We start from the raw sequence: 25,799 nt of genomic DNA on the forward strand, positions 1-25,799 counted from the left end.
CCGTGCGAGCTTCGACTTCACAGGATTCTCAGCTGCGTGATCAGCCGAAATTCCCTCGCTCGTCCCGCGAAGCCCTGGTAGGCATGGTTCATGGGGACTGACTTGCGGGTGCTTCGGCAGGACGACTGGGACGAGTGGTACGACAACCTGATCCGCGCTTTCGGCGGGGTTCCGGAGTCGGCCGAGGAGCGGGAGCTGTTTCGCGGGCTGACCGCGTACGACCGGTCCATCGGGGCCTGGGACGGCGGCCGGTGGGTGGGCACGGCGGGGGCGTTCGCCTTCCGGCTGACCGTGCCGGGCGGCGCGTCGGTGCCGGCCGCGGGCGTCACGATGGTGAGCGTGGCGGGCACGCACCGGCGGCGCGGGGTGCTGACGTCCATGATGCGGCGGCAGTTGGACGACGTGCACTCCTGGGGCGAACCGCTGGCCGTGCTCACGGCCTCCGAGCCGGTGATCTACGGCCGGTTCGGGTACGGCGTCGGCACGTACCACCTCAACGCCGACATCGACACGACCCGTGTACGGCTGTCCGTGCCGTCCGGCACCGACGACGTACAACTGCGGTACGCGGCGCCCGCCGACGTGCTCGACGCGTGCGAGGCGGTGTACGCCCAACTTGTCTCGCGGCGGCCGGGAATGGTCGCCCGGAACCCCGGCTGGGAGCAACTGTGGCTGCTCGACCCGGAGAGCGAGCGGGACGGCGCCTCGCCGCTGCAGTGCGTGGTCGCGGAGCGGGACGGGGAGGTCGTGGGGTTCGTGCGCTTCCGGGTCAAGGCGGAGTGGGAGGCGGCCGGGCCCAAGGGCACGGTGGTGATCTCGGATCTGGACGCGCTGGATCCGGCCGCGCAGGGCGCGCTGTGGCGGTTCCTGTTCGACCTCGACCTCACCTCGCGGATCGACGCCCGGCGGCGTCCGGTGGACGAGCCCTGGCAGTACCTCGTCTCCGACGTCCGGCGCTGCTCACTGCTGGTGCGGGACTCGCTGCACGTACGGCTGGTGGACGTCGGGGCCGCGCTGCAGGCGCGGACCTACCAGGCGCCGGTGGACGTGGTGTTGGAGGTCGAGGACGCCTTCTGCCCCTGGAACTCCGGGCGTTGGCGGCTCAGCGGGGACGCCAAGGGCGCGTCGTGCGAGCGTACGACGGACTCGGCCGATCTCGCTCTGTCCGTACGGGAGTTGGGGGCGGCCTACCTCGGTGGCGTGAGCCTCGCCTCGCTGGCGGCGGCCGGGCTGGTGCGGGAGGTGCGGCAGGGGGCGCTGGCCGAGGCCGCGGTGGGGTTCGGGTCGGCGGTGGCGCCCTGGCTGCCGCACGGCTTCTGACGGGACCCGGCGGATCCGGGCGGGTGCCCGGAGTTCACCGCTTCTGGCAGGCCGGGCACCAGAAGAGGTTGCGGGCGGCGAGGTCGGCGGTGCGGATCTCGCCGCCACAGATGTGGCAGGGCAGGTTGGCCCTGCGGTAGACGTAGACCTCGCCCCCGTGGTCGTCGACGCGGGGCGGGCGGCCCATCGCCTCCGGGGTGTGTTCGGGGCGGACGGTGTCGATGCGGTTGTCGCGGACGCCCTCGCGCATGAGGGCGACCAGGTCGGACCAGATCGCGTCCCACTCGGCGGGGGTGATGTCCCGGCCCGCGCGGTACGGGTCGATGCGGTGCCGGAAGAGGACCTCCGCCCGGTAGACGTTGCCCACGCCCGCGATGACCTTCTGGTCCATCAGGAGGGCGGCGATCGTCGTACGGCTGCGGGAGATCCGTCGGTACGCGGTCTGCGGGTCGGCGTCGACGTCGGACCGCAGGGGGTCGGGGCCCAGGCGGTCGTGTATCGACTGCTTCTCGGCGGGGGTGATCAGGGCGCAGGTCGTGGGGCCGCGGAGGTCGACGTACGCCGTGGTGTTCGCGAGGCGGAGGCGGACCGTGTCGGTGGGCGGGGGTGCGGGGGCTCCGCCGAAGGTGACCTTGCCGAAGAGGCCGAGGTGGATGTGGATCCAGTCGGCGGCTCGGAAGCCGAGGAAGAGGTGCTTGCCGTGGGCTTCGGTGTGGGTGAGTTCGGAGCCGTCGAGGAGGGCGGCGGCGTCGGAGAACTTGCCCTGGGGGCTGGTGACGCGGGGTGCTGTGTGTAGGAACGCGGCGCCGTAGTCCTGGGCGAGGCGGTGGATCGTGTGCCCCTCAGGCACGGGTGCTCCCTGTTCGTCTGCGGGTGGGTGGGGGCGGGCCCCAGCGTTTTCGCCCCCGCCGCCCCTACCCGTCCCGTCCTTCGGGGGCTCTGCCCCTGGGCCCCCGCTCCTCAAACGCCGGAGGGGCTGATTACACCGGAGGCTACTGCTGCGGGTGGTGGGGTGGGATCGGGGGGAGGTCGCCCGTGGTCTCGTAGTCGGCCAGCATGTCGATGCGGCGCTGGTGGCGTTCGTCGCCGGAGAACGGGGTGTTGAGGAAGGTCTCGACGAACTTCGTCGCCTCCTCCTGCGTGTGCATGCGCCCGCCCACCGCGACGACGTTGGCGTCGTTGTGCTGGCGGCCCAGCGACGCGGTCTCCACGCTCCAGGCGAGCGCCGCCCGGACGCCCTTCACCTTGTTCGCCGCGATCTGCTCACCGTTGCCGGAGCCGCCGATCACGATGCCGAGGGAACCGGCGTCGGCGGCCGTGCGCTCGGCGGCGCGCAGGCAGAACGGCGGGTAGTCGTCCTGGGCGTCGTAGATGTGGGGGCCGCAGTCGACCGCGTCGTGACCGGCCGCCTTCAGCCAGTCGACGAGGTGGTTCTTGAGTTCGAAGCCCGCATGGTCGGAGCCGATGTACACGCGCATGGGATGAGTGTGACACGGCTGTTTCGGGGCAGCAGCCTCGGGTGTCGGCCAGGAAAAATGTGAGCCCACCAATAGAACCTCAAGGAAACCTCAAGTAACAATCTGGATTCAAAGGTTCACGGATTTCTTTGCCTCCGATTCACTGGACCGACCCGTACGCCGCTCGTACGGGGACCCCCACACCCGGTACGAAGGAATTCCCCGTATGACTGGTCTCCAGGCCGGACTCAAGAACCGTCACCTCTCGATGATCGCCATCGGCGGTGTCATCGGAGCGGGCCTCTTCGTGGGCTCCAGCTCCGGTATCGCCACCGCCGGACCCGGCATCCTGCTGTCGTACGCCCTCGTCGGCACGCTCGTCGTCCTCGTGATGCGGATGCTCGGTGAGATGTCCGCCGCGAACCCGACCTCGGGTTCGTTCTCCGCGCATGCCGACCGCGCGCTGGGGCGCTGGGCCGGCTTCTCCATCGGCTGGCTGTACTGGTTCTTCTGGGTCGTCGTGCTCGCCGTCGAGGCGACCGCCGGCGCCAAGATCCTCGAAGGGTGGATCCCCGCCGTACCGCAGTGGGGGTGGGCGCTCATCGTGATGGTGGTGCTGACCGCCACCAACCTCGTCTCCGTCGCCTCCTACGGCGAGTTCGAGTTCTGGTTCGCCGGGATCAAGGTCGTGGCGATCAGCGCGTTCGTCGTCATCGGCGGCCTGGCTGTCTTCGGGGTGCTGCCCGGTGTCGACAGCGACAAGGCGGGGCTCTCCAACCTCACCGACCACGGCGGTTTCCTGCCCCACGGGCCCGGCGCCATCCTCACCGGCGTCCTGCTCGTCGTCTTCTCCTTCATGGGCAGCGAGATCGCGACCCTGGCCGCCGGTGAGTCGGAGGACCCGCAGCGCGCCGTCACGAAGTCGACCAACAGCATCATCTGGCGTGTCGGCGTGTTCTACCTCGGCTCGATCTTCGTCGTCGTGACGCTGCTGCCGTGGAACGACAAGTCCATCGCCGAACAGGGTTCCTACGTCGCCGCGCTCGACTCCCTCGGGATCGCGCACGCCGGTCAGATCATGAACTTCATCGTGCTGACCTCGGTGCTGTCCTGTCTCAACTCCGGCCTGTACACGGCCTCCCGGATGGCCTTCTCGCTCGGCGAGCGGGGAGACGCGCCGAAGGCGTTCGCGCGGGTCAACGGCCGGGGTGTGCCGATGGCCGCGATCCTCGCGTCGGTGGTGTTCGGCTTCGTCGCCGTGTTCTTCAACTACCTCTCCCCCGACAAGGTCTTCCTCTTCCTCGTCAACTCCTCAGGTGCGGTGGCCCTGTTCGTGTGGCTGGTCATCTGCTTCTCGCAGCTGCGGATGCGGAAGATCATCCAGGACGAGGCGCCGGAGAAGCTGGTCGTGAAGATGTGGCTGTACCCGTATCTGACCTGGGCGACGGCTGCGTTGATCGTGTTCGTCCTCGGATACATGCTGACCGACACGGAGCACGACGGACGGGAGACCGTACTGCTGTCGCTGCTCGTCGCGGCCGTGGTGCTGGTCATCGCCGTGGTGAGGGAGAGGGTGCGGGGGCGGCGCAGGGCCTCGGACCCGGCGGGCGAGGTCACGGACAAGGTGTCCGTCGGCTGACCTGTGCGACGGTGTGGTGAAGGGCCCCGCGGCGTGTGCCGCGGGGCCCTTCAGCTGCGCCTACAGGACGGTGAAGCTGTCCTTCACCTTGCCGTACGTCCTGAGGGCCGGTCCCTCGATGTCGGGCTGGTACCAGGTGTTGACCTGGTACGACTTGTCGCCGACGTTGAAGCCGAGCAGTTGGGCGTGCCAGGGGACTCCGCCGAGGGTGAAGGTGTACTCCCAGACCACCGCGGGGTGGTCCTGGAACGTCGTCTCCTCCAGGCGGATCTTGTTGTAGTCCTGGCCCCGGTGGGCGTTCTGCTCGGAGGTCTCCCAGGTCTCCATCAGGTCGCCCCGGGCCAGGGAGGACTTGGCCACGAGTTCCTGCTTCCCGTCGGGCGAGGTGTAGTGGACCTCCGCCCCGGTCCTGACGTCCCGTCGCCAGCCGGTGGGTGTCGCCCACGCGAACCCTCCGGCCTCCTCGTGTGCGCCGGGTGGGAGGGAACGGGGGCGGGAGGTGCCCTCGACGGTGGAGGACGGGGAGGACGGCGAGCCGCCGGTGGACGAGCCGGACCGCGACGCGGACGCGGAGGCCGACACCGACGCGGCCGGGGAGTCGCCGGCCTTGTCATCGCCGGGCGAGCCCGAGGTGTTCGCGAGGAGTACGCCGACCACTGCGGCACCCGCGACGAGCACGCTCCCGGCGGCCACGAGAGCGGTCCGGCGACGGCCGCTTCGGGGCGTGGCCGGCGTTACGGGCACAGCGGGGCCGGGGAGTTCGCCGGGGGGCATGCGGAGGGGATGCGGACCGAGGAGGAGGCCTGAGCCGGGGTCGGGAGCTGCGGTCGGCTCCGGGTCGGGAGTTGCGGCCGGGTCGGGGGTGGCCGCTGCGTCGGGAGCCGGGACGGGGACCGCGGGGGCCGGATCCCGGCCGGAGTCGGGCCTGGGCTTGGGCCGGGGCTCGGGGGCGGGCCCCGTTCCGTCGCCCGGGCCGGAGTTCTGGTCGGGTACGGCCTGTCGGCCGCGGATCAGGGAGACGCCGGGGCGGGAACCGCGGGCGGCCGCCGGTACCGGTCCGACCCGGGTGGGGGCGGAGGCGGCGCGCGTGGGGGTGTCCCGGGTCGGCGCGTCCGGCATCGGGTAGTGCTCCGTGGGCGCGCCGGCCGAGAGGGAGTCCTGGGTGGGAGCGCTCGCGACGGGCGTACTGGTCGTGACGGCGCCCGCGCGGAGTACGGCTCCCACCGCGTTCCCGGACGGCGCCTCGGACCGAACCTCCGAACGTTCCCCGGAGACGGCCTCGGTGGAGGCACTGGCGACATGGGAAGCCGACGGCTCAGGTGCCGCTGACGAGGTGAACTGCTCGGCCGGCGTGGGTGGTTGGGGCTCCTCGCCCACGACGTCTGCGGCCAGGGGAGTCTCGTCGGCCACGTCGGCCACGTCGGCCACGGGGGCGGACCGGGCCTCCCCCGGGGCCGACGTGGCCGACGGCGCGTGTCCGGCCGGAACGGCATCCGATGGCTCCGCCCCCGCAGCGTCACGCTCCGGCACGGGCGTCCCGCCCACGGCCTCCGACTCCGGCACCCCCGACTCCGGCAGCCGCGGATCGCGTGCCGCCCGTACGACCCGGCTGTCCAGATAGGCGGGCGTGTGCGACTCACGCGGGGCCCAGTTCAACGGCGGTGTCGCCTCCGCCGGGTCCGGCGGGGCCGCCGGACCACTGGACGCGTCCGGCCCCTCGGCCCCCTCCCGCTCATCGTCCGCCTCGTGGACGCGTGCTCCCGGCTCCGCCGTCCCGGTGCCGTCTCCCGCGCTCACCCGCAGGGTCGGCGTGGGCGCGACCGTCGGGAACGCGACCGTGCGCAGGGCCGCCTCCACGTCGTCCAGGCCAGGGCGCACCGACGGGTCCTTCTCCAGCAGGGCCGCCAGGATCTCCGTCAACGGGCCCGCGGTGGCGGGGAGTTCCGGCTCCTCGTAGAGGACCGCGTGCAGTGTGGCGAGTGTGGTGTCGCGGGAGAACGGGGAGCGGCCGCCCAGGGCCGCGCAGAGGGTCGCGCCGAGGGACCAGACGTCGGACGGCGGGCCCTGGGGGCGGCCGGAGACCCGCTCGGGGGCCATGTAGTCGGGGGAGCCGACGAGCATGCCGACCATGGTGAGTGCCTTGGCGTCCTGGATCGCGGCGATGCCGAAGTCGGTGAGGACGATCCGGCGGCCGGTCCGGTCGCCGGACTCCACCAGGACGTTCCCGGGTTTGATGTCCCGGTGCAGGACTCCGCGCGCGTGCACCTGGCGCAGTGCCTCCACCAGGCCGAGGCCGAGCAGTGCCGCCGAGCGCGGGCTCAGCGGGCCGTCCTCGACGATCATCCGTTCCAGGGAGGGGCCGGTGACCAGCTCCATGACGATCCACAGGCGTTCGCCCTCGTCCACGACGTCGTAGACCCGTACGACGTTGGGGTGGTCGATGCGTGCGGTGGCCCTGGCCTCGCGCAGGGTCCGTTCACGGCGGGTGCGGGCGTCCTCGGCGTCGAGGCCGTCGATCCGCATCTCCTTGACCGCGACCTGCCGGTCGAGCATTTCGTCGGCGGCTCGCCACACCCGCCCCATTCCCCCCTGGCCGATACTCTCGACCAGGCGATATCGCCCCGTCACCAGGAGCCCTGGAACCCCGCCACTCCTTGTGTTTCCCGTATTTCCCGGCAATCCGCTGCACCCCCCTCAACGACGCCCCGATTGAAACACAATGGTCACACTTCGCGCCGTACCAGCATAGTGCGGAGAAATCTTGTGGTACCTCTTCAAGTACTGCGAATTCAGGCGCAGCCAAGGGGGACGAACATGAGTTCTCGTCGTATGACGACCATCGCCGGATCGCTGGTCACGGCATCTTTCTCGACGGTGATGATCCTTTCCTTCACCGCGAGTGCGGACGATCAAGGGCCCGCGAGCAGCAAGGGGGGAAAGGCCGTCGACGAGGCGCCTGCGGGCGTGAAACTGACGACGACACTGCCTGAGAAGATCTCCGTCGACAACAGCTCGCAGGAGACCGACCTCACGGCAACCGTGAAGAACGACGGGAGCAAGGACAGCGGAAAGATCAGGCTTTTGGTCGTCGGTTTCGACGGCCTTACGGTCAAGAACGTTCAAGGCTGTTCTCCGATTGATAAAAAGGATCTCCCGGAGGGCTCGAACAGCGGTTTCGCCTGCCCCGTCGACAATCTCGCGGCCGGTAAGTCGAAGTCGTACGCCGTCGATGCCACGTTCGATCTCGGAAAGACCGGGAAGATCTGTCTGCCGGTCCAGACCGGCGACGGAAAGAAGACGTTCTGGCAGCAGGGCCCGGTTCCGTTCGGCACGACCAACCCGTCGCCGAACGCTCCGGCCACCCCTCTGTTGCTGGGCACCGACAACAAGCCCGTGGCACCCGGCGGCGACGAGCTGCCCAAGACCGGTGTCGGGCGGGACCTGCTGCCGCTGGGGGCGGCGGGAGCGTCACTGATGGCGGCCGGCGCGGCCGGATTCTGGTGGTCGCAGCGGCGGCCCCGGCCCGTCTGCTGATCCCGCATCCCGCAAAGGTCCAGCGCGGGAAAACGCCGGAGGCATGACCTGACAGGTTCTGTCAGGTCATGCCTCCGGCATGTCCGTGGAGCGAGGGGCGTCAGCGCTTGACGAGCTTCCAGGCGGTGGGCAGGACGCCCATCGCCAGGGCCGCCTTGAGGGCGTCGCCGAGGAGGAACGGGGTGAGGCCGGCGGCGATCGCGGCGGACGCGGACATGTCGGCGGCGTAGGCGAGGTAGGGGACGCCGACGGCGTAGATGATCGCCTCGCCGACCAGCATCGTGCCCGCCGTGCGCAGCATCGAGCGGTCGGCGCCACGCCGGGCCAGGGCGCCGACGGCGGCGGAGGCCAGGACCATACCGAGGATGTAGCCGAAGGACACGGAGATCCCGGAGGTTCCCTGGGCGAACCACGGCAGGCCGGCGAGGCCCGCCAGCGCGTACAGGGCGAGGGAGGCGACACCGCGGCGGGCGCCGAGGGCCGTGCCGACGAGCAGCGCGGCGAAGGTCTGTCCGGTCACCGGCACCGGGGAGCCCGGCACGGGCACGGAGAGCTGTGCGGCGAGGCCGGTGAGGGCGGCGCCGCCGACCACGAGCGCGACGTCCCGGACGCGGGAGGCGGGGATCAGGTCGGCGAGGACCTGGCCGGTGCGAAGGGGGGCGACGGCGGTGCTCATGGGGACTCCGCGAGGGTGTGAACGGCGGGGGACGTCGTGACGCTATCCCAGCGCGCTCCGGCCGATCACCGTCAGCGCCCGACAAAGCGGGGAACGGCGGCTTGGTGGGCTTCGGACAAAGGATGCCGCTTACACCCGGTTCGGCGTGACCCCCGTCACTGAGGTGGGGTGGCTGACGGCACGGAGGCGGTGGTGGGCCGCACTGTGGGGATCCACCAAACGAATCCTAGTGGTCTGGTCGGATTCATGGTTCCTGCCCTACTCTTTCGGTCATGGTCGCCCAGTCCCGGTACTTCTCGTCGCGTCGTCATGTCGACCTGCGACGCGTGGGCACGGCCACCTGTCGCCGTCCGGTGTGAGGCGGGTTCCGGCGCGCCTCACTCTCCGAGACGTGTCGGCCCCCGTTCCTTAAGGACGGTTTTCCATGCCCCGCACCGAGGCACCCCCTGTCATCGCCCCCACCTCCACCTCCCGGCGCCGTACCAGCGCCAGCGTGGTCCTGCGGTCCGTGCTGGAGCACGGGCCGGTGGCGCGCAGCACCATCGCCCGGCTGACCGGGCTGTCCCCGGCGTCGGTGACGGACTACTGCTCCCGCTTCACCGAGCTCGGCCTGATCCGTGAGTCGGCCGCGCCCCGGCAGTCGAACGGCGTGGGGCGCCCGCACGTCCCCGTCGACCTGGACGACTCGCGGTTCGTGGTGGGCGGTGTGCACATAGCGGTGCCGTACACCACGGTCGCGCTGCTCGATCTGCGCGGCCGGGTACTGGCCCGGCGCGAGCTGAAGCACCAGCACACCGCGCCCGGGCCGGTGTTGGCGCGGGCAGCCGAGGGGCTGGCCGCGCTGCTGGCCGACTCTCCGGGCTGCCGGCCGCTCGGTGTCGGGGTGGCCGTCGGCGGCTGGGTGGACCGGGACTCCGGGACCGTCGTCGAGCATCCGCTGCTGGGCTGGCGCGAGGTGCCGGTGCGGGAGGTGCTCGGTGCCCGCACCGGCCTGCCGGTCCATGTGGACGGGCACGCGCGGGCGTTGGTCAACGCGGAGCGGCTGTTCGGGCGGGCGCGCGGCAGCCGGAGCCTGTTGCATCTGTTCGTCGGCAACGTGGTCGACTCGGCCTTCGCGACCAACGACGAGGTGCACCACGGGCCGCGCTCCCAGGCGGGCGCCATCGCCCATCTGCCGGTACCGGGCGGCACGGAGCCCTGCGCGTGCGGCCGGACCGGTTGCATACAGGCCGAGTTGAGTGAGCGGACGCTGTGTGAACGGGCGCGGCGGGCGGGCGTCATCGAGGGTGTGAACCCCATGCACGTGGTCACGGCGGCGGCCGCGGGCGACCAGGAGGCGGCGCGCCTGCTGGTGGAGCGGGCGGGTGCCGTCGGGCGGGCCGTGCGGCTGCTGCTGGACGTGCTGAACCCGGAGACGGTGGTCGTGACCGAGGTCGGCACGATCCACCGGGCGGACTGTCTCGCGGCGCTGCGCGAGGGGGTCGGTGACGAGCGTGCGGACTCCGTGGTGGCGACGAGTTTCCCGGACAGCGTGCTGGCTGTGGCGGGCGGTTCGGTGGCCCTCAACGTGCTCTACCGGGATCCGCTGACGCTGTCACCTCAGCGGAGTTAATTCAGAAACGCCGAATGTTGACAGGGCCTCCGTGCGACCGGGAGCATTCCTTCCATGAGCCCGCACCCGTACTGTCGCACCCTTTGTTGCTGACACGCTGCCCCGCGTGACGCGCTCATTCCTCCTGCGTTGATCTCGTTCTCCGCGACCTCGTTCCCACGAACTCGCACTGCGCGGTCCCGCCCTCCACGGTCTCGTTCTCCGTGATCTCTTTCGCTTTTTCTGCTGCGCTGCTTCGGCGCTGATTCCGGGAGTCCTCCCATGCCTGTTTCCCGTACGTCCGGCGTCGACCGGCGGCTGTTCCTCACCTCGGTCCTCGGTGCCGCTGCCGGTGTCGCCGGCCTCAGCGGCTGCGCCGGCAGCAGTGCCGCCGCCGACACCAAGGACGCGCTGTCCGCCCCGCTCGCCGCCAAGGTCCCGGCGGGTACGAGCCTGAAGATCGCCTCGTATCTGGGCACCCAGCAACTCCAGTTCAAGCTCGCCAAGTTCGGCGGCCTACCGTTCAAGGTGACCGACTGGGCGAATATCGGTGCCGGTCCGGATGTCATCAACGCCTTTCGCGCGGGCGCCCTCGACATCGGCAACAACGCGGGTATTCCGCCGATCCAGGCGCACTTCCAGGGTTACGACGCGAAAATCGTCGCGATCAACATCACCCGCAAACCGAACTACCTCTTCGCCACGAAACCCGGCAGCGACATCCGCACGGTCGACGACTTCAAGGGGAAGAAACTCGCGTTCTCGCAGGGACAGGCACAGGGAGTCGTCCTGCTGCGGGCGCTGAAGAAGGCCGGGCTCTCCTACGACGAGGTGAAACTCGTCCCGCTGACCAGCAACCAGTTCTTCACCGCCCTGCAGTCCGGCCAGGTGGACGTGGCCCCGCTCGCCAACAGCCAGGCGCCCGCCTACCTCCAGCAGTACGAGCCCAAGGGCGCCCGCGCCATCACCACCGACGTGGTCGACCTGCTCAACCTGCTCTGGGCGCCTGCCTCCGTGCTGAGCGACCGTGCGAAGGCCGCCGCGGTCGCCGCGTACATCCCGTACTGGGCCAAGGGCCAGGTGTGGACGTACGAGAACCCCGACCTGTGGAACGAGGAGTTCTACGTGAAGACGCAGAACCTGACCCTCCCCCAGGCGAAGGCGGTCACCGCGCTCGCGAACAAGCCGCTGTTCCCGCCGAGTTGGAGCGAGGCGATCAAGTGGGAGCAGGAGACCGCGGATCTGCTGGCGGAGGGCGGCTTCGTGAAGAAGTTCGACGTGGGCTCGCTCTTCGACCACCGCTTCGAGGGCATCGCCGCGAGGTCCGTGGCCGCGGAGTACCGGCGGTGACCGCCGTGACCACGGCTGCGGCCGTGACCGCCGCGGCCGCAAAGGACGCACCCCAGGTCCGCAGGCGACGCAGGCTCTCCCCCGGCAGGCGCCTGCCCGCCGCCCGGCTCGTGGGCCCGGTCCTCCTCCTCGCCGTGTGGGCAGCCGCGTCCGCCGCCGGCCGGCTCGACCCGGCGGCGGTCCCAGCGCCCTGGACGGTGGTGCGGACCGGCGCCCGGCTGTGGACCGACGGGACGCTGCCGACCGACATCCTGACCTCGCTCCGGCGGGCCGGATCCGGGTTCGCGATCGGGCTCGTCGCCGGTGTCGCCCTCGCCCTGGTCTCCGGACTCAGCCGGGCCGGGGAGGCGCTGATCGACGGGACGGTGAACCTCAACCGGGCGATCCCCACCCTCGGACTGATCCCGCTGTTCATCCTCTGGCTTGGCATCGGCGAGACCTTCAAGATCGCGATCATCGCGATCGTCGTCTACATCCCGATCTATCTGAACACGCACGCCGCGCTGTCCGGCATCGACCACCGCTTCGTCGAACTCGCCGAGGTGCAGGGGCTGTCGAGGTTCGCCTTCGTGCGGCAGATCGTCATCCCCGGGGCGCTGCCCGGGTTCTTCGTGGGACTCCGGCTCGGCGTCACCGGCTCGTGGCTGGGCCTGGTCGTCCTGGAGCAGATCAACGCCACCAGCGGACTCGGTTACATGATGTTCCAGGCCCAGAACTACGGCCAGAGCGATGTGATCCTCGTCGGTCTCGTCGTCTACGGCGTCTTCGGCCTGGTCTCCGACAGCGCGGTCCGTCTCATCGAACGGAGGGTGCTGTCATGGCGGCGCACACTGAGCAGCTGACCCGGCCGGCCGTCCGGCTCCGGGGACTGACCCGGTCCTTCGACGGGCGCACGGTCCTCGACCACGTCGACCTCGACATCCCGGCCGGGCAGTTCGTGGCCCTGCTCGGGCACAGCGGCTCCGGCAAGAGCACGCTGCTGCGGGCGGTGGCGGGGCTCGACCACGAGGTGGTGGGAAGCGGCCGGCTCACCGCCCCCGAGCGGGTGTCCGTGGTCTTCCAGGACTCCCGGCTGCTGCCCTGGCGGCGGGTGCTGGACAACGTGCTCCTCGGCACGGACGGCGAGGCCAGGGGCCGCGAGGCGCTCGCCGAGGTGGGCCTTGCGGGCCGCGAACGGGCCTGGCCGAACGAACTGTCCGGCGGTGAGGCACAGCGGGCGGCACTGGCCCGGTCGCTGGTCAGGGAGCCCGAACTGCTCCTGGCCGACGAGCCGTTCGGCGCGCTGGACGCGCTGACCCGGATCAGGATGCACGCCCTGCTGCGGGAGCTGTGGAAGCGCCACCAGCCGTCCGTGCTGCTCGTCACCCACGACGTCGACGAGGCGATCGTCCTCGCCGACCGGGTGCTCGTACTCGACCAGGGCCGCATCGGCCTCGACCTGACCATCGACCGCCCGCACCCGCGCTCCTACCGGGACCCGCGACTGGGCGAGTACCGCGAACGACTGCTGGCCGCACTGGGCGTCACGGAGGACCACGCATGACCGCACGACAGCTCCACCTCAACGCCTTCCTCATGAACACCGGGCATCACGAGGCCTCCTGGCGGCTCCCGGAGAGCGACCCGTTCGCGCACGTCGAGCTCGACCACTTCGTGCACCTGGCCCGGATCGCCGAGCGCGGCACCTTCGACTCGCTCTTCCTGGCCGACGGGCCGCAGTTGTGGAGCAACCTCGCGCAGCGGCCCGCCGGTGCGCTGGAGCCGCTGACCCTGCTGACCGCGCTGGCGACGGCCACCCAGCACATCGGGCTGATCGCGACCGCCTCCACCTCCTACAACTCCCCCTACAACCTGGCCCGCAAGTTCGCCTCGCTGGACATCATCAGCGGCGGCCGGGCGGGCTGGAACATCGTCACCACCGCCGGCGCCGAGGCCGCCCGCAACTTCGGTCTGGACGCGGAACCCGCCCACGCCGAGCGGTACGCCCGGGCATCCGAGTTCCTCGACGTGGCACTCAAGCTCTGGGACAGCTGGGAGGACGACGCGATCGTCGGCGACAAGACGGCCGGCGTCTGGGGCGACGACACGAAGATCCACCCGCCCCGCCACCGGGGGACGTACTTCAGCGTCGAGGGCGCGCTCAACGTGCCCCGCACACCCCAGGGTTACCCACTGCTCGTGCAGGCGGGATCCAGCGAGGACGGCAAGGAGTTCGCGGCCCGGTACGCGGAGGCGGTGTTCACCGCACAGCAGACCATCGAGGACGCGCGCGCCTTCTACACCGACCTCAAGTCCCGTACCGCCGCGGCCGGCCGCGACCCCGACCACATCAAGGTGCTGCCCGGCATCGTCCCCGTCATCGGCGCCACGGAGGCCGAGGCGCTGGCGAAGGAACAGGAGCTGGAGGAGCACATCGTGCACCGGCACGGCGTGGCCAACCTGGAACGGCTGCTGCAACTGCCCGAAGGAACACTGGAGTTGGACAAGGAGCTGCCCGCGGACCTGCCGCCCGAGTCCGCCATCGAGGGCGCGAAGAGCCGCTACACGCTGATCGTGGAGCTGGCCCGGCGGGACCGTCTCACCGTGCGGCAGCTGATCGGGCGGCTCGGCGGCGGACGCGGCCACCTCACCTTCGCCGGCACGCCCGAGCAGGTCGCCGACGCCATCGAAACGTGGTTCACGCAGGGGGCCGCCGACGGCTTCAACATCATGCCCGCGGTGCTGCCGTCCGGCCTCGACGCCTTCGTCGACCACGTCGTCCCGATCCTGCGCGCCCGCGGTCTGCTCCGCACGGAGTACGGCCCGCGCCGCACCCTGCGGGACCGCTACGGCCTGCCCCGCCCCGTGAACCAGTACGTCCAGCCCGTCCACGCCTAGGAAGGACCCGCACATGTCCGGTATCGAGATCCGCAAGGTCACCGCCCGCATCGGCGCCCACGTCTTGGGCGTCGACCTCACCGAGCCCCTCGACGGGGAGACGGCCACCGCACTGCGCGATGCGCTCAACGTCCACAAGGCGCTGGTCTTCAGCGACGTGAACCTCGACGACGCGGGCCAGCAGGCCTTCGCCCGGCACTTCGGCGACCTCACCACCGCTCACCCGACCGTGCCCTCGATCGACGGCGCCCCGAACGTCCTGCCCGTCGACAGCGAGGGCGGCCGGGCCGCCAACCACTGGCACACCGACGTCACCTTCGTCCTCAACCCGCCGCAGGCCAGCACCCTGCGCAGCCTGACGATCCCGCCGTACGGCGGTGAGACGCTGATCGCCAACTCGGCGGCCGCGTACCGCGATCTGCCGGAGCCGCTGCGCCGGCTGGCCGACGGCCTGTGGGCCGAGCACACCAACGACTACGACTACGCCGTGCCGGAGGAGACGCTGGACGAGGAACAGGCGTCCCGGCGCGCCCAGTTCACCTCGATCACGTACCGCACGGCCCACCCGGTGGTCCGCGTCCACCCGCTGACCGGTGAACGCGGGCTGTTCATCGGCGGGTTCGCGCAGCGGATCGTGGGTCTGTCGGCGGGCGAGTCGCGCAAGATCCTCGATCTGCTCCAGTCGTACGTCACCCGGCCGGAGAACCTGCTGCGGCACCGCTGGTCCGAGAACCAGCTCGTCCTGTTCGACAACCGCATCACCCAGCACTACGCCGTCGACAACTACGACGGTCTGCCGCGCCGGCTGCACCGGGTGACTGTCGCCGGGGACGTGCCGGTGGGCATCGAGGGCAAGGAGAGCTACTCGATCCAGGGCGACGCCTCGCACTACACGGCCGTAGCGGCGTAGTCACAGCGGGTTCCGGCGCGGTCCGCATGATGGGCGGCCTTCCCTTCGACCTGGGAAGGCCGCCCAGACTGTGGGCGTTTTTGCCCGTCTCACGGACTGGACGAACCGCGCCCATGCCCCGACTGGCGGTCCGTATGTGGGCGTTCCCCTTCCTGGCCTGGGTGGCCCTGGCGGGCATGGCGGGCATGGCGGCGATCCTCGTCCTGATGGCCCGGGAGCCGGGCACCCGGGTGCCGCTGTACTCGACGGGCGCGCTGACGCTGGTGCTGGCCGGCGTGGGCTGCGCGCGGCAGAAGGCGCGGGCCAAGGCCTGACGGCACACGCCGGGGACCGAGCCCAGGCACGCCCCGCAAAGACCCCCCGGTTCACCCGCGGGGGTCTTTTTGTTGCTAGCGTGCAGTTGCAAGCCCTTTGCAATAAGACGTTCGGAGGGGAACCCACCCATGCCCGTGTACACGCTGCCCGAGCTGCCGTACGACTACTCCGCGCTCGCTCCCGTGATCAGCCCAGAGATCATCGAGCTGCATCACGACAAGCACCACGCCGCCTATGTGAAGGGCGCGAACGACACCCTGGAACAGCTGGCGGAGGCGCGTGACAAGGAGTCGTGGGGCTCGGTCAACGGGCTGGAGAAGAACCTGGCCTTTCATCTCTCCGGACACATCCTGCACTCGATCTACTGGCACAACATGACCGGTGACGGCGGCGGCGAGCCCCTGGAGGCCGACGGGCTCGGCGAGTTGGCGGACGCGATCGCCGAGTCCTTCGGCTCCTACGCCGGCTTCAAGGCGCAGCTCACCAAGGCCGCGGCCACCACACAGGGTTCGGGCTGGGGCGTCCTCGCGTACGAGCCCCTCAGCGGCCGGCTGATCGTCGAGCAGGTCTACGACCACCAGGGCAACGTCGGACAGGGCTCCACCCCGATCCTGGTCTTCGACGCCTGGGAGCACGCCTTCTACCTGCAGTACCGGAACCAGAAGGTCGACTTCATCGACGCCATGTGGGCCGTCGTCAACTGGCAGGACGTGGCCCGGCGTTACGAGGCCGCCAAGTCCCGTGCGGATGTGCTGCTGCCGGCGCCCTGAGCGGCCCGCACCGAAGCGTCCTGCCTCGTGATCGTCTTCTCACCCTTCATGACGGCAGGCGGAAGGAAGCGAAGCCCCCGCGAGGACATGACTCGCGGGGGCTTCGCCTGTGCTGCCGTGCGCCCTACGGCTTGCGGCCCACTCCGCCGTGCTGGCCGATCGGCGCGGGTGTCCCGCCGCCCTCGGGACGCCACAGCGGGACGGAGACCACACCCGGGTCCACCAGCTCCAGGCCCTCGAAGAACGCCTCGATCCTGTCGACCGGCCGCAGGAAGTAGGGGACCGCGCCGGTCTCGTTGTAGGCGTCCTGGGCCTGTTCGTAATCCGGGTCGGTGCCGCGGGAGCCGTCGTTGACGCACAGGTAGCTGCCCGAGGGCAGGCCCGCCAGCAGGCGGCGGACCAGGTCCCGGGCCAGGTCGTAGTCCGCGACATGTCCCAGCAGGCCGCTGAGGATCAGGGCCGTGGGACGGGTGAGGTCCAGGGTGCGGGAGGCCGCGTCGAGGATCTTCTCGGGTTCGTAGAGGGTCAGGTCCTCGTAGGCCGTCACGCCCTCCGGGGTGGAGGTGAGCAGGGCGCGGGCGTGGGCGAGGACCAGCGGGTCGTTGTCGACGTAGACGATCTTCGCTTCGGGGGCGCTGCGCTGGGCGACCTCGTGGGTGTTGTCGACCGTGGGCAGCCCGGTGCCCACGTCCAGGAACTGGCGGATCCCCGCCTCCTCGACCAGGTACCGGATGCTGCGGCCGAGAAAGGCCCGGCTGCTGCGGGCGATCGTGACGATGCCGGGGAAGACGGCGGTGTACGCGTCACCGGCCGCCTCGTCCACGGGGTAGTTGTCCTTGCCGCCGAGCCAGTAGTTCCAGATCCGGGCCGAATGCGGCACCGAGGTGTCGATCTCCGTCATGGTCCTATCGTGCTACGACCGGTCCTGTTCGCACGGCACATTGAGGGAGAGAAGTGCGGCGGATCCCTTCTCGTCGAGGCGGAGTTCGGTGATCGCCGCGTTGCGCAACCGTGGGAACACTCTGCGGTACTCCCCGGCCGGGATCGACAGCAGTCTGCACAGCACCAGCCGCAGCAGGGTGTTGTGGGCGACGACCAGGACCCGCTCGCCGGGGTGGGCGGCTGCGATACGGCGGAGGGCTTCGGTGCCGCGGTCCGCGGCCGCCTTCGGGTCCTCCGCGCCCGGGAAGGGATACGTCACCGGGTCCGCGCGGTAGGCCTCGGCCGCGTCGGGGACCTCCGCCGCGAACTCCGCGAGGGTACGGCCCTCCACCACCCCGAAGTCGCACTCCCTGAGGCCGGGTTCACGGCGCGGGGTGAGGCCGAGGGCCCGGCAGGCCGGTTCGGCGGTGGCGATCGCCCGCGAGAGGTTCGACGTCCAGATCGCGTCGGGGCGGTGCACGGCGGCCCACCTCCCGAGCGCCTCTGCCTGGGCTCGGCCCTCGTCGGTGAGCCCGATGTCGCTCACGCCCGCGTAGCGGTTCTCGGCGTGCCAGATGGTCTGGCCGTGGCGGGCCAGGAGGAGGGTCGTGCTCATGGCTTGGTCCCGTCGTCGAGTGCGGCGCCGTCGTGGCTGGTCGCGCAGTTCCCCGCGCCCCTGGGTGGGTTCAGTCGGCTGTACGCCTGTGCCGCGACCGGGGCTGGAAGCCAGCCTCGCTCGGTGAGTTCGTCGATGAGACGGGCGTACGGGTCGGCGAAGAGTGCCGTACGGTCCGGGCGCGGCTCCACGACCGTACGGATGCGGACCATTCTCTCGGCGACCTCCGCCAGCGGGACCCCCGTGGTGCCGTGGACGGCCAGTGCGGCCATTCCCAGGGCCGGTTCGGGCTGTTCGGGGACGCGCGCCGGGCGGCCCAGGATGTCGGCGCGGAGCTGGTTCCAGTACGGGCTGCGGGCCGCGCCGCCGGTGAAGGTGAGCGGGCCGTCGAGCGGGGCGCCCAGGTGGTGCAGGTAGTCCAGGCACAGGCGTTCCGCGAACCCCACGCCCTGGAGGATCCCCGCCCAGCGGTCGCCGTCGTCGGCGGGGGTGCCCAGGAAAAGGGCGGTGGCGTCCGGGGCCAGGAACGGGAACCGCTCGCCTCGCGACACCAGCGGGTAGGCGACCGTGCCGGACGGTTCGAAGGCGGCCGCGCGCTCGTCCATCGCCACGGGGTCGGCGTCCGCGGGGAGCGCCCCGGCGCCCACGCTCGACGCCCCGCCGGGCAGCCAGGTCCCGCCCGGCGCCCGGTGGTTGTAGACCACGCCGGTGGGGTCCAGGACCGGGTCGGGGGCGGCCCCCTTGAGGACGAGGGTGGTGCCGAGGACCGAGTTCCAGGAGCCGTGGCGCAGGGCGCCCGCGGCGATCTGGGCCGCGCAGCCGTCGGTCATCCCGGCGATGACGGGGGTCCCGGCGGGGATGCCGGTCGCGTCGGCGGCGGCCTGGCAGACCTCGCCGAGCCGGGTGCCGGGGAGCACGACCTCGGGGAGGTCCAGGTCGATATCCGGCCAGGTGTCGCGCTGTAGGTCGTAGCCCGTCTTGAGGGCGTGACTGGAGTCGGTGGGCACCGGCCGGCCGACCAGCAGGGCGGTGACGACGTCGGGCTGGTGGGTGACGCGGCCCTTCCCGTGAGCGCCGACGAGCCACAGCGCCTTCGGCAGCGCCCAGGTGTCCTGTACGGCGAGCCCCGCCTCCCGCAGCCGCGCCGCCCGGTCCGCCGCGCGTGAGTCGTCGTACATCAGCGCCGGGCTCGTCGGGCGTCCTTCGGGGTCCGTCAGCAGGACCGTCCCGGACGTCCCGCACACCGCGAGTCCGCCGATCCGTACGCCCGTCAGAGTGGTGAGCGCGGACCGGGACGCCGTGCGCACCGCCTGCCACCACTCCCCCGGGTCCTGCTCGTGCCGCCCGCCCTCGCGCCGGCCGCCGAGCGGGGCGGAACCCCGGCCGCGCACGGTTCCGTCGGCCGTGACCGCCAGCACGCGGACGCTCTGGGTGCCGAGATCGATACCCAGCCACGCCGTCTCGTTCTCGTCTGTCATCTCTGTCATCGGGGCCTCCCACCCGCACGGGGTCTATGCGTACCCCGGACACGCGGCTCAACATCGTCTCAGTGAAGCAACGACCCGGAGGTCGACGATGACCCAGAGGACCGATCCCGTACGTGTCGTGGCGGCCGGCGACCACTTCGTACTGCCGGGGCTGATCGCCGGGGCCGTCGCGGCCGAGCTGGGCGGCATCCCCGTCAAGACGAGGGAGTTGACGCTCGGCTGGCCCCTGGAGCCCTTCGGTCCCGTCGCGGAGGTGACGGAGGCGAGCGACGCCGAGGACGAACTGATCGAGGCGCTCGCGGGAGCGGAGGTACTGGTCACCCAGATGGGCCCGGTCACCGAACGGGTGCTGAAGGCGGCCGCAGATCTGCGGCTGGTCGTGGTCTGCCGGGGCGGCCCGGTCAACGTGAACCTGGACGCGGCCAAGGCCCGTGACGTACGGGTGTGCTTCGCGCCCGGCCGCAACGCCGCCGCCACCGCCGAGTTCACCGTCGGCACCCTGCTCGCCGCGCTGCGCCGCATCCCGCAGGCCCACGGCCTCCTCGCCGGGCAGGGCAGCTGGGAGGGCGCCGCCTACTACACGTACGAGCACAGCGGCCTGGAGCTGGAGGACCTGCCCGTCGGACTCGTCGGCTACGGTGCCGTCGGCAGCCGGGTCGCGCGCGTGCTGTGCGCCTTCGGGGCGCAGGTGATGGTGTACGACCCCTATGTGCGCGGCGAGATCCACGGCCTGCGCGTGTCCTCGCTCGACCAGCTCCTCGGCCGCTCCCGGGTGATCACCCTGCACGCCCGTCTCACCGCCGAGACCCGCCACCTGATCGGCGCCCGCGAACTGGCGCTGCTGCCGCAGGGAGCGGTCGTGGTGAACGTGGCCCGCGGACCGCTCGTCGACGAGGCCGCCCTGTGCGACGCGCTGGAGAGCGGCCAGGTGTCGGCCGCCGCCCTCGACACCTACGAGCACGAGCCGCTGCCCCCGGACTCCCGGCTGCACGCCCTGGCCGACCGGGTCGTCCTGACCCCGCACCTCGGCGGGGCGAGCCGCTCGGTGGCCGAGAAAGCGGCGAGGATCGCGGCGGAGGAGGTGGGCCGCTGGGTGCGGGGGGAGCCGTTGGCGCACTGCTTGACGTGACCTGGAAGGGATTTCTTCATGTACGTCGGTATCGATGTGGGCACGTCCGTCGTCAAGGCCGCCGCCTTCGACGCCGAGGGCCGTCAACTGGCCGTCGAGTCACGCCCGGTGGAGCTCTCCCTGCGCGACGGGTTCGTCGAGCAGGACATGGCGGAGGTCTACGACGCCGTCGTCGACGTCCTCGGCAGGCTGACCGCGCGGGTGCCCGAGCCGGTGGAGCTGGCCGGGCTGACCGGGCAGGGCGACGGGGTGTGGCTGGTCGACCGGGAGGGGCGGCCGGTGCGGTCCGCCGTGTCCTGGATGGACGGGCGGGCCCACGAACTGCTCGACCAGTGGCTGGCGGACGGCACGTTCGAGACGGTGTTCCGGCGGACGGGCGGCGCGATGTTCCCCGGATCGCCGGGGCCGTTGCTGGCCTGGCTCGACCGGCACGACCCGAAGTCCCTGGACGCCGCCGCGGCCGCCCTGTACTGCAAGGACATGGTCTTCCAGCGGCTGACGGGTGCGGAGCGGGCCGTGACGGACGTGTCGGACGCCTCCATGCCCTTCCTCGACCCCCGGACCCGGACGTACGACAACCGGGTGGTGGAGCTGCTGGGGCTCACCCGTCGCCGGGGGCTGCTCCCGCCGGCCGCGGATCCGATCGCCACGGGTTCGGCCCGCGAAGGGCTTCCGTCCGGGACGCGGATCTCGAACGGGCCGTACGATCTGCCGGCTTGTGCGCTGGGGGCGGGGGTCACCGAGCCGGGGGACGGGCTGCTCATCGTGGGCACGTGTCTCGCGGCGCTGGTCGCCACGACCGAGCTCGATCTGAGCGGCGAGCCTGCCGGGCTCCACATCTCCACCGACCGGCACGGGCACCGGCTGCGGGCGATGCCGGCGATGGTCGGGACCGCCGCGCTGGACTGGGTGCTGTCGACGACGGGGGTGACGCATGCGGAGGTGGACGAGCTGCTGGCGTCGACCCCGCCGGGTGCGCACGGGGTCAGGGTGCTGCCGTACTTCGCGCCCTCGGGTGAGCGGGCCCCCTTCGTCGAGCCACATCTGCGGGCCGAGCTGAGCGGGGTCTCGCTGGAGACGACCAAGGCCGATCTGGTCCGGGCGACCTGCGAGGGCATCGGGTACGCGGCCCGGCACTGTCTGGAGGCGGCGGGGCTGACGGGCGCTCTCGCGGTGTGCGGCGGAGGGACGCGGAGTTCCGCGTGGATGCAGCTGCTCGCCGATGTGCTCGGGCGGCCGCTCAGGGTGGTCGAGGGGGAGGTGGGTGCCCGGGGGGCGGTGTTGGCCGCGGCGGAACGGTACGGGGTTTCGCTTGATGCCGGGGTCTGGACCGAACCCACGGCGATCGTTGAGCCGGATCCTGGGCGTTCCGCGTATTACTCCAAGGGGTTCCAGGAGCACTTGGCTCGGTTGGATGTGGCTCGGGGACAGGCCGGTCGTTAGCTGCGGCGCCGTCGTGGCTGGTCGCGCCGTTCCCCGCGCCCCTGGGTGGGTGGGGGTGCACGGTGTTCATGCGGTGCTCGAACTGTGGTGGGACTCTTCAGGAGTTCCGGGCGCTCACCGACGAGGAGCAGAGGTTCGTCCGGGAGCACAAGCCCAGGCATACCCGCCTGGGCTCGTACTACCGGTGTGCCCGTGAGGGGTGTCTGCGGTACCAGCGGACCGGGGATCAGAAGGACGGGGGGTCCTTCCCCGAGCCCGGGAAGTGACTACAGGTTGCTGAAGTCCGGGCCCTTCGTGCGGGAGCGCTTGATCTCGTAGAAGCCCGGGACCGAGGCGACCGCCACGGTGCCGTCCCACAGCCTGGCGGCCTCCTCGCCCTTGGGGGCCGGGGTGACGACCGGGCCGAAGAAGGCGATCTGCTCGCCGTCGGGGCCGGGGACCGCGATGACCGGGGTGCCGACGTCCTGGCCGACCTTGTCGATGCCCTCCTTGTGGGAGGCGCGCAGCTCGGCGTCGAACTCGAAGTCCTTCTGGTCGAAGTACTCGATCAGGTCGGCGGGCAGGCCGACTTCCGCCAGGGCGCCCTCGACGGCCTCGCGCGTCGGGCCCTGGCCCTCGTTGTGGATACGGGTCCCGAGTGCGGTGTACAGCGGGCCGAGGATGTCGGAGCCGTGCTTCTGCCAGGCGGCGGTGACCACCCGGATCGGCTGCCAGGCCTTGGTCTCCAGCAGCTCGCGGTACTCCTCGGGCAGCTCGTCGATCTTCGGCTCGTTGAGCACCGCCAGGCTCATGATGTGCCAGTGCACCTCGATGTCCCGGACCTTCTCGACCTCCAGAACCCAGCGGGAGGTCATCCAGGCCCAGGGGCACAGCGGGTCGAACCAGAAGTCGACGGGGGTCTTGCCGGAAGCGGTCGCGGACTCGGACATGGGTCTCCTAGGGAAGGGTTCGTCTCCCCTGGCAACACCGGCCGTCGGCCGCCCCATTCCCGGCTGACCGATGTCAGGGGCACATGGCAGGATCGGGCCTGTCCGCATGCTGAACACGACCCGAGGGAGTACCCCCCGTGCCCGGTGAGAATCTGTCCCGTGACGAGGCCCGGGAGCGGGCCGCCCTGCTGTCCGTCGACGGGTACGACGTGTCCCTCGACCTGCGCTCGGCGGTCGGCGACCCGGCCGGGGACGGTCCGCGTACGTTCCGGTCCGTGACCACGATCCGCTTCCGGTGCAACGAGCCGGGCGCGTCGAGCTTCGCGGACCTGATCGCGCCGAGCGTCACGGCGGTCTCACTGAACGGCCGGGACCTCGACCCGGGCGAGGTCTTCGACGGCTCCCGGATCGCCCTGGAGGACCTGGCGGCCGACAACGAGCTGATCGTCGACGCCCGGTGCGCCTACTCCCGCACCGGTGAGGGCATGCACCGCTTCGTCGACCCGGAGGACGGCGAGGTCTACCTCTACACGCAGTACGAGCCGGCCGACTCCCGCCGGGTCTTCGCCAACTTCGAGCAGCCGGACCTCAAGGCGCCCTACCGCTTCGAGGTGCGGGCCCCCGAGGGCTGGACGGTGTGGAGCAACGGGGCCGGGGACCTGTCCGACGGTGTCTGGCGGTTCGCGGAGACGAAGCCGATCTCGACGTACATCACCTGTGTGGTGGCGGGGCCGTACCACTACGTCACCGACTCGTACTCCCGCACCCTCGCCGACGGCACGACGCTGGAGATCCCCCTCGGCGCCCTGTGCCGCAAGGGCCTCGCTCCCCACTTCGACTCCGACGACGTCTTCCTCGTCACCAAGCAGGGCCTGGACTTCTTCCACGAGCACTTCGACTACCCGTACCCGTTCGGGAAGTACGACCAGGCGTTCGTGCCCGAGTACAACCTCGGCGCGATGGAGAACCCGGGGCTCGTCACCTTCCGCGAGGAGTTCATCTTCCGGGGCAAGGTCACCCAGGCGTCCTACGAGAGCCGGGCCAACGTCGTCCTGCACGAGATGGCGCACATGTGGTTCGGCGACCTGGTCACCATGGTGTGGTGGGACGACCTGTGGCTGAAGGAGTCCTTCGCGGACTTCATGGGGACCTTCGCGAACGTCGGCGCGACCCGCTTCACCGACGCCTGGATCACCTTCGCCAACCGCCGCAAGGCCTGGGCGTACCGCGCCGACCAACTGCCCTCCACGCACCCGATCACGGCCGACATCCGCGACCTCCAGGACGCCAAGCTCAACTTCGACGGCATCACGTACGCCAAGGGCGCGTCCGTGCTGAAGCAGCTCGTCGCGTACGTCGGCCAGGACGCGTTCCTGGAGGGCGCCCGGCGCTACTTCAAGCGGCACGCGTACGGCAACACGGGCCTCGGTGATCTGCTGTCGGTGCTGGCGGAGACCAGTGGGCGCGACATGGGCACGTGGGCGCGGTCCTGGCTCCAGACGGCCGGGGTCAACTCCCTCACCCCGCAGGTGCTGTTGGACGCGGAGGGCCGGGTCGACGAGCTGGCCGTCGTGCAGGAGGCGGCGGAGTCGCATCCTGAGCTGCGGCCGCACCGGATCGCGGTGGGCCTGTACCGGCGTACGCCCGAAGGGGCTCTGGAGCGGTACGCGCGCGCCGAGGCCGACGTCGAGGGCCCGCGCACGCTCGTGCCGGAACTGGCCGGGGAGCGGGCGCCGGAGCTGGTGCTCGTGAACGACGACGACCTGACGTACTGCAAGACCCGCTTCGACACGGGCTCACTGGAGACCCTGAAGTCGGGCCTCGGTGACGTCACCGATCCCCTCGCCCGCGCCCTGTGCTGGTCGGCGCTGTGGAACATGACGCGGGACGCGCTGCTGCCGGCGCGGGACTTCGTGGACCTGGTGCTGCGGTTCGCGGGGCGTGAGTCGGACATCGGTGTGCTCCAGATGCTGCACGCGTGGGCGAACTCGTCGCTGGTCCACTACGTGGCGCCCGAGTGGCGTCCGGAAGGCGGGCGGCTGCTGGCCGAGGGTGCGCTGCGGGAACTGCGGGCCGCCGAGGCGGGCAGTGAGCACCAGCTGGCGTGGGCGCGGTTCTTCGCGTCGGTCGCCTCCGGCCCGCAGGAGCTCGCGTTGCTGCGGGGTCTGTGGGAGGGCACCGAGAAGATCGACGGGCTGGAGGTCGACCAGGAGCTGCGGTGGGCGTTCCTGGAGCCGCTCACCGCGCACGGCGCCGTGGACGAGGCCGTCCTCGCCGCCGAACTCGCCCGTGACGACACGGCGTCCGGCAAGCGCCACCAGGTCCGCTGCCTGGCCGTGCGTCCCTCGGAGGCGGTCAAGGCGCAGGCGTGGGCGCGGATCGTGGAGTCCGACGTGCTGTCCAACGCGCTGGCCGAGGCGACGATCGCGGGCTTCAACCGGCCGTCCCAGCGGGAGCTGCTGGCGCCGTACGCGGAGAAGTACTTCGCGACGATCGAGCGGGTGTGGCAGGAGCGGTCGATCCAGATCGCGATGAACATCGTGTCGGGGCTGTTCCCCTCCCTGCAGGACTCGCAGGGCACGCTGGACGCGGCCGACGCGTGGCTGGCGGCTCACGAGGACGCGGCGCCGGCGCTGCGGCGGCTGGTGCTGGAGGGGCGGGACGATCTGGCGCGGGCGCTGCGGGGGCAGGCGTGCGACGCCGGGGCCGTCAACCACGGGTGACCTTTGGCCTGAGCTCGGACGTCCGGTAGCCGTTACGAAATACGGTCAATAGCAGCCGTAACCCCTGGTCCGACCCGAATGGACCAGGGGTTTTCGCCGCCTGCTCGGCATC

General features: G+C 71.1%; 21 protein-coding genes and 1 pseudogene. 14 read left to right on the forward strand and 8 right to left on the reverse strand.

Going from position 1 to position 25,799, the window contains the following annotated elements:
- The first annotated feature begins 90 nt into the window (after positions 1 to 90).
- On the forward strand, positions 91 to 1,320 hold the full coding sequence (locus ACZ48Z_RS17745) for a GNAT family N-acetyltransferase (protein ID WP_468736764.1): 1,230 nt from the start codon (positions 91 to 93) through the stop codon (positions 1,318 to 1,320).
- Between the two features lie 34 nt (positions 1,321 to 1,354).
- Here the strand turns inward: ACZ48Z_RS17745 and ACZ48Z_RS17750 are convergent, their stop codons facing one another.
- Both ACZ48Z_RS17750 and ACZ48Z_RS17755 read right to left on the reverse strand, forming a co-directional pair.
- Entirely contained in the window at positions 1,355 to 2,170 is an 816-nt protein-coding gene (locus ACZ48Z_RS17750; RefSeq protein ID WP_468736765.1) for an Fpg/Nei family DNA glycosylase, read from the reverse strand.
- Positions 2,171 to 2,312: 142 nt separating this feature from the next.
- Positions 2,313 to 2,798, reverse strand: coding sequence for a ribose-5-phosphate isomerase (locus ACZ48Z_RS17755; RefSeq protein ID WP_468736766.1), 486 nt, complete (start codon positions 2,796 to 2,798; stop codon positions 2,313 to 2,315).
- A 205-nt stretch (positions 2,799 to 3,003) separates the two neighbouring features.
- On the opposite strand from ACZ48Z_RS17755, the gene ACZ48Z_RS17760 reads away from it, so the two are divergent.
- Positions 3,004 to 4,416 (forward strand): amino acid permease, encoded by a 1,413-nt coding sequence (locus ACZ48Z_RS17760; protein ID WP_468736767.1) that lies wholly within the window; start codon positions 3,004 to 3,006, stop codon positions 4,414 to 4,416.
- Positions 4,417 to 4,476: 60 nt separating this feature from the next.
- Here the strand turns inward: ACZ48Z_RS17760 and ACZ48Z_RS17765 are convergent, their stop codons facing one another.
- A complete protein-coding gene (locus tag ACZ48Z_RS17765) occupies positions 4,477 to 6,990 on the reverse strand; it encodes a serine/threonine-protein kinase (protein ID WP_468736768.1) in 2,514 nt (837 codons plus the stop codon).
- Positions 6,991 to 7,230: 240 nt separating this feature from the next.
- Between ACZ48Z_RS17765 and ACZ48Z_RS17770 the strand changes: the two genes are divergently transcribed.
- Positions 7,231 to 7,950, forward strand: a complete 720-nt coding sequence (locus tag ACZ48Z_RS17770; RefSeq protein ID WP_468736769.1) for an LPXTG cell wall anchor domain-containing protein — start codon at positions 7,231 to 7,233, stop codon at positions 7,948 to 7,950.
- A gap of 100 nt (positions 7,951 to 8,050) precedes the next feature.
- Here the strand turns inward: ACZ48Z_RS17770 and ACZ48Z_RS17775 are convergent, their stop codons facing one another.
- Positions 8,051 to 8,626 (reverse strand): biotin transporter BioY, encoded by a 576-nt coding sequence (locus ACZ48Z_RS17775; protein WP_468736770.1) that lies wholly within the window; start codon positions 8,624 to 8,626, stop codon positions 8,051 to 8,053.
- 424 nt (positions 8,627 to 9,050) lie between these two features.
- On the opposite strand from ACZ48Z_RS17775, the gene ACZ48Z_RS17780 reads away from it, so the two are divergent.
- The 8 genes and pseudogenes from ACZ48Z_RS17780 to ACZ48Z_RS17815 all read left to right on the forward strand — a co-directional run bounded on the left by ACZ48Z_RS17780 (position 9,051) and on the right by ACZ48Z_RS17815 (position 16,439).
- Entirely contained in the window at positions 9,051 to 10,238 is a 1,188-nt protein-coding gene (locus ACZ48Z_RS17780; protein WP_468736771.1) for an ROK family protein, read from the forward strand.
- A gap of 261 nt (positions 10,239 to 10,499) precedes the next feature.
- A complete protein-coding gene (locus ACZ48Z_RS17785; protein ID WP_468736772.1) occupies positions 10,500 to 11,567 on the forward strand; it encodes an ABC transporter substrate-binding protein in 1,068 nt (355 codons plus the stop codon).
- Positions 11,564 to 12,409, forward strand: a complete 846-nt coding sequence (locus ACZ48Z_RS17790; RefSeq protein ID WP_468736773.1) for an ABC transporter permease — start codon at positions 11,564 to 11,566, stop codon at positions 12,407 to 12,409. The genes ACZ48Z_RS17785 and ACZ48Z_RS17790 overlap by 4 nt, the downstream gene beginning before the upstream one ends.
- Complete coding sequence (locus ACZ48Z_RS17795) at positions 12,385 to 13,110, forward strand: ABC transporter ATP-binding protein (RefSeq protein WP_468736774.1); 726 nt, start codon at positions 12,385 to 12,387, stop codon at positions 13,108 to 13,110. The genes ACZ48Z_RS17790 and ACZ48Z_RS17795 overlap by 25 nt, the downstream gene beginning before the upstream one ends.
- On the forward strand, positions 13,107 to 14,444 hold the full coding sequence (locus ACZ48Z_RS17800; protein ID WP_468736775.1) for an LLM class flavin-dependent oxidoreductase: 1,338 nt from the start codon (positions 13,107 to 13,109) through the stop codon (positions 14,442 to 14,444). The genes ACZ48Z_RS17795 and ACZ48Z_RS17800 overlap by 4 nt, the downstream gene beginning before the upstream one ends.
- Before the next feature lie 13 nt (positions 14,445 to 14,457).
- Complete coding sequence (locus tag ACZ48Z_RS17805) at positions 14,458 to 15,354, forward strand: TauD/TfdA dioxygenase family protein (protein WP_468736776.1); 897 nt, start codon at positions 14,458 to 14,460, stop codon at positions 15,352 to 15,354.
- A 68-nt stretch (positions 15,355 to 15,422) separates the two neighbouring features.
- Positions 15,423 to 15,668, forward strand: a pseudogene (locus ACZ48Z_RS17810) (amino acid transporter); the annotation flags it as partial.
- A gap of 129 nt (positions 15,669 to 15,797) precedes the next feature.
- Positions 15,798 to 16,439: a superoxide dismutase gene (locus tag ACZ48Z_RS17815; RefSeq protein WP_468736777.1), complete on the forward strand. Its 642-nt coding sequence runs from the start codon at positions 15,798 to 15,800 to the stop codon at positions 16,437 to 16,439.
- A gap of 124 nt (positions 16,440 to 16,563) precedes the next feature.
- On the opposite strand, the gene ACZ48Z_RS17820 is transcribed toward ACZ48Z_RS17815, so the two are convergent.
- Genes ACZ48Z_RS17820 through ACZ48Z_RS17830 form a run of 3 tightly spaced genes read right to left on the reverse strand, consistent with a single transcriptional unit; the run spans position 16,564 to position 19,454 of the window.
- Positions 16,564 to 17,340 carry an SAM-dependent methyltransferase gene (locus ACZ48Z_RS17820; protein WP_468736778.1) on the reverse strand — a complete coding sequence of 259 codons (777 nt, stop codon included), beginning with the start codon at positions 17,338 to 17,340 and terminating at the stop codon, positions 16,564 to 16,566.
- 12 nt (positions 17,341 to 17,352) lie between these two features.
- The gene (locus ACZ48Z_RS17825; RefSeq protein ID WP_468736779.1) at positions 17,353 to 17,976 is read right to left on the reverse strand and encodes a histidine phosphatase family protein; all 624 of its coding nucleotides are present in this window, start codon (positions 17,974 to 17,976) and stop codon (positions 17,353 to 17,355) included.
- On the reverse strand, positions 17,973 to 19,454 hold the full coding sequence (locus ACZ48Z_RS17830) for an FGGY-family carbohydrate kinase (RefSeq protein WP_468736881.1): 1,482 nt from the start codon (positions 19,452 to 19,454) through the stop codon (positions 17,973 to 17,975). The genes ACZ48Z_RS17825 and ACZ48Z_RS17830 overlap by 4 nt, the downstream gene beginning before the upstream one ends.
- Before the next feature lie 97 nt (positions 19,455 to 19,551).
- Here ACZ48Z_RS17830 and ACZ48Z_RS17835 point away from each other — a divergent pair, with 97 nt between their 5' ends.
- Together ACZ48Z_RS17835 and ACZ48Z_RS17840 are read left to right on the forward strand one after the other, a co-directional pair.
- A complete protein-coding gene (locus tag ACZ48Z_RS17835) occupies positions 19,552 to 20,592 on the forward strand; it encodes a 2-hydroxyacid dehydrogenase (protein WP_468736780.1) in 1,041 nt (346 codons plus the stop codon).
- Between the two features lie 18 nt (positions 20,593 to 20,610).
- Positions 20,611 to 22,035, forward strand: coding sequence for an FGGY family carbohydrate kinase (locus ACZ48Z_RS17840; protein WP_468736781.1), 1,425 nt, complete (start codon positions 20,611 to 20,613; stop codon positions 22,033 to 22,035).
- A 266-nt stretch (positions 22,036 to 22,301) separates the two neighbouring features.
- Here the strand turns inward: ACZ48Z_RS17840 and ACZ48Z_RS17845 are convergent, their stop codons facing one another.
- Positions 22,302 to 22,964 carry a mycothiol-dependent nitroreductase Rv2466c family protein gene (locus tag ACZ48Z_RS17845; RefSeq protein WP_468736782.1) on the reverse strand — a complete coding sequence of 221 codons (663 nt, stop codon included), beginning with the start codon at positions 22,962 to 22,964 and terminating at the stop codon, positions 22,302 to 22,304.
- Between the two features lie 137 nt (positions 22,965 to 23,101).
- On the opposite strand from ACZ48Z_RS17845, the gene pepN reads away from it, so the two are divergent.
- Positions 23,102 to 25,687: an aminopeptidase N gene (gene pepN / locus ACZ48Z_RS17850; protein ID WP_468736783.1), complete on the forward strand. Its 2,586-nt coding sequence runs from the start codon at positions 23,102 to 23,104 to the stop codon at positions 25,685 to 25,687.
- The last annotated feature ends 112 nt before the right edge of the window (positions 25,688 to 25,799 follow it).

The sequence above is a fragment of the Streptomyces sp. NPDC031225 genome (assembly GCF_055570355.1).